The sequence below is a fragment of the Jannaschia seosinensis genome (assembly GCF_001408515.1).
GTDB classification, from domain to species: domain Bacteria; phylum Pseudomonadota; class Alphaproteobacteria; order Rhodobacterales; family Rhodobacteraceae; genus Jannaschia; species Jannaschia seosinensis.
The window spans coordinates 1-3,187 of record NZ_CYPR01000104.1 but is presented as its reverse complement, the minus strand read 5'-3'; the positions used below and the strand labels follow the sequence as shown (position 1 = coordinate 3,187).

Genomic DNA, 3,187 nt, shown 5'->3' with positions numbered 1-3,187 from the left:
AAACTGCGCATCGGTGGTTGCTGGCTCGGCGGCGACTTCCGGCCTCACGGTAACCGCCGTGAAATGCGCCCGGTCCCCATTGCCGATCAGAAGGCCCTCACGTGCCAGGCGACGCCACCGTGTGAGAAGCGAACGAGAGATCTCGTAGCGTCGTGCCGTCGCTGCTGCCATCCGAGGCGCCGCATAGCTCTCCTCAACGATCCGCACCTTCTCGGCGTCAGTCCACCGACGCCGCCGGCCGGTATCCGTGACCGAAAGAACCTCTACTTGGGACATGAAGCTATGGTCTGTCATAGCTTCATGCTCTTAAAGGCAGCCGGGTGGGTCGGTCAGACGGCCCTCGGCGGAGGCATACGGCCAACCGGACGCAAACACCGGGTGCGCGCAAGAAAACCGAGACCGGGGAAACCATCCCACGGAGCACAAGTCCGCAGCTTCATGAATTATGCGGGTTAGGCGCACCACGTCGGCGATCAGATCAAAACCCGGCTCTTGAGACTATAAGTGTCGGCAGGCCTAAGTTACGCCCCGATAATCCTTTCGTCAGGAAAAGAAATATTTTCGAGCGCATTGCGACCTATCCCGCCAGCGCTCAGCAACGGCGGCTGACGCTCCGGGTCAGCGGGTCGGTCGGTGTTTTTTTCTATGACGCGACAGCTGCCGCAGCCGGTGTCTCCAACATCAACTCACCGGAGGCAGCTTACTGATTAATGCGGCTATTCTTCGAGTCGCGATTGTAGATGGGCGTAGAGCCCCTTCTTCGCCAGAAGCTCCTCGTGCCGCCCTGTCTCGACAACGCGTCCCTGCTCGACGGCGACGATCCGATCAGCGTTCACGATGGTTGACAGACGATGCGCGATGACTAAAACTGTCCTGTCACGTGACAGGGTCCGGATGCCTTCCTGCACCTTCTGCTCCACCGCCGTGTCCAAGGCCGACGTCGCCTCGTCGAGCAACAGGATCGGTGTATCGCGAAGGATTGCGCGGGCAATCACGATCCGCTGCCGCTGCCCCCCAGACAGGCTGGACCCGCGCGGACCGACCATCGTGGAAAGTCCATCAGGAAACGTATCGACGAAGTCGCTGACGAACGCTGCATCCATGGCGCGCCGCAGTGCTTCCTCGGAAACGTCCTTGCGACCGAGAACAATATTTTCGCGGATGGTCTCATCGAACAGCAGCGCATCCTGGCTGACCACCGATATCATCGCGCGCAGCCCCCCGATCTCGATGTCCCGGAGGTTCTTGCCTCCGATCGAGACCTCTCCGGCGCTCGGCTCAACCAGTCGCGTCAGGACGTTGAAAATCGTGCTCTTGCCAGCGCCCGATGGGCCGACCAGCGCCGTGACCTTTCCCGCTTCGGCCACGAAATCGATGCCGCGAAGCACCTTGGCATCGTCGTATGAGAGATGAACGTCTTCAAAGCGGATGGTCGTATCCGGTAGGTCGGGAATTTGGGGCTGGCTTGCCGGAGCCGCGACCACCGGGCGGGTGTCGAAGAGGCCGAAGACACGCTCAAGGCTCGCGGCAGCCTTCTGCCAGGTTCCGACGAGGCCGCCCAGACGCCGCAACGGCTGAAATGCCAAGGTCATCGCGCTGAAGAACGCCATGAAATCGCCGACGGTCTTCGTGCCCGCGATGATATCACGTCCGCCGAAGTATAGGACGCAGAAGAACCCGAGCCCGACCGCGAGGTCGATCAATCCTGGCAACATTGCCGAACCAGCCGAGGCCTTGATCCGCGCTGTCACGTAATCCGAAGTCAGCCGTGAGAAGCGATCGCTTTGATATCCCTCAAGGCCGTTCAGCTTTACCGGTCCAATGCCGTGAAACGTCTCGTCAAGCCGCGTGGTGCGCGCGGCAGCGAGATCGCGCAATCGCGCGCTTTTCTTGCGCAGGTAACGCTGCAGGATCAGGTTCGGCGCGATCAGCAGCGGCGTCCCCGCCATGGCCAGAAGCGTCCAGAAGGGATCGACCGAAACGGCCACCGCGAAGAGAGAAACCAGCGCGACCAGATCCCGCCCTGCCCCGAGGATCAGTGCAGACCATATACCCTGCGTTGCATTGGCGTCCGAATTGACCCGAGAAATCAGTGTACCCGGCGGCATCTTCTGAAAGAAGCTCGCGTCGAGCGTGAGAACGTGACGCAGGAGGTTGCTCTGCATCGTCGTGCTCGTCGTCGTCGCAATGCGCGTCATGATCACCCGCTGGGCGATCCCCGTCACCGCCCGGATGAGGAACAGCATAAAGATGCCGATTCCGACCCACACGATGGCGTCCTCGCGCCCCTGCACGAACACGAGGTCGAAGACCGGTTTGAGCATGTAGGACAGCGCGCCGAGGGTGCTGCCTTCGATAACCATCAGAATGGCTGCGAATGCAAGTTTCGGTGTCTGACCTTTCAGGTACTCCCGCCAGAAGCGGCCGAACATCTGACGGTCCGTCAAGGTCCGCGCTGCGCTGTCAGTCTTGCGTGCCAAGCCGGTAACCGTTCTCGTCTGGAGTGCGTCGGCTGGTTAAACGCTTTAGGCTGCCGGGTCCACTCTCGCATCGGAAGGTCGCCTCGCCTCTTCCGCCAATCCGGTCTAACCCGCATAATTCATGAAGCTGCGGACTTGTGCTCCGTGGGATGGTTTCCCCGGTCTCGGTTTTCTTGCGCGCACCCGGTGTTTGCGTCCGGTTGGCATGCCGGCCGGTGACTTGGGTCTTGGGCGATACGGGTTGATGTTTCTGGGTTTGTCGGGGCGCATGCGTCAGGCTGTTTTCGGTGGGGCGAGGGCGTCGAAGAGAAGGAGGAGAAGTCCCTTTCGGGGACACGATGCCGGCAGGGTCACGATGATCCGGGTCTTCTTTTCGACGATGGTGGCGGCCAGCTTGACGAGATGCAGCCGCAGCGTGTCGAACTGGGCGCGGCGCCATGGTGAACGTTTTGGGCAAGCCGCGCGGAGCTTCCACCAAATCCAGTAGGCGCAGCCGTGCAGCATCAGGCGCATCTGATTGGCGTTGGCTTTCGAGCACGACGTCCGGTCTGATGCGAGGTGGGCCTTCCACGCCTTGATGTGGTTCTCGGCCTGGCCGCGAGCGGAATAGAGCTTCTCGTAAAGGTGCTTACCGCGACCGCCCTCGAGGTTGGTGACGATGTAGCGGGTGTCCCGACCCATGGGGCCAACCTCGACGCGGGCGATGA

At 61.4% G+C, this 3,187-nt stretch carries 3 protein-coding genes; all 3 read right to left on the bottom strand.

The features are described from left to right. The coding region (locus tag JSE7799_RS19680) for a transposase (protein WP_245624839.1) at positions 1 to 276 on the bottom strand (276 nt) is incomplete at its 3' end. A 440-nt stretch (positions 277 to 716) separates the two neighbouring features. Further along, on the bottom strand, positions 717 to 2,432 hold the full coding sequence (locus JSE7799_RS08455) for an ABC transporter ATP-binding protein (RefSeq protein WP_055663218.1): 1,716 nt from the start codon (positions 2,430 to 2,432) through the stop codon (positions 717 to 719). A gap of 321 nt (positions 2,433 to 2,753) precedes the next feature. Then, a partial coding sequence (locus JSE7799_RS08450; RefSeq protein WP_144431621.1) for a transposase occupies positions 2,754 to 3,187 on the bottom strand: 434 nt, incomplete at its 5' end.

Bases quoted from the DNA above. Each gene is read 5' to 3' on its own strand.
- JSE7799_RS08455 (WP_055663218.1), bottom strand. From the start codon at position 2,432: ATGTTCGGCCGCTTCTGGCGGGAGTACCTGAAAGGTCAGACACCGAAA.